Below are 522 nucleotides of genomic sequence, written 5' to 3'. Positions count from 1 at the left end.
TGTAGCAGGAAATGGTCCAATTTGTGAAGGAGAAGATGCGATATTTGATATTGTTGGTACAGCAGATGCAACAGTAAGTTATTCGTTAGACGGAGGAACAACTACTCAAACGCTAGTTTTAGATGCTTCAGGAAATGGACAAGTTATTATTACAGCAGCAACGGTTAATCAAACGATTACTTTATCCTTAATTCAAAATACGACAACAACTTGTTCATTAGTAGTTACCAATACAGAAACTATCGTAGTTAATCCATTACCAAGTGTAACGAGTCTAACAGGAAACGGTCCAATTTGTGATGGAGAAGATGCCATATTTACTATTGTAGGAACACAAAATGCAACGGTAAGCTATTCGTTAGATGGAGGAGCAACAATCCAAACGGTCGTTTTAGATGCTTCTGGAAACGGACAAGTAATTGTTACTGCAGCAGCTATTGACCAAACTATAGATTTAAGCCAAATTGCAGTTGGAAGTTGTGTGACACCATTAACAGATACAGAAACTATCGTAGTTAATCC

General features: G+C 37.4%; 1 protein-coding gene. It reads left to right on the top strand.

What is annotated here, in order from left to right:
- Window positions 1–522 (top strand): hypothetical protein (locus NHF47_RS17025; RefSeq protein ID WP_252766118.1); only part of this gene is annotated, 522 nt, incomplete at both ends.

Source organism: Flavobacterium sp. NRK F7 (assembly GCF_024054195.1).
Lineage (GTDB): Bacteria > Bacteroidota > Bacteroidia > Flavobacteriales > Flavobacteriaceae > Flavobacterium.
The sequence above is the reverse complement of the archived record's forward strand: the minus strand, read 5'-3'. Positions and strand labels throughout refer to the sequence as shown.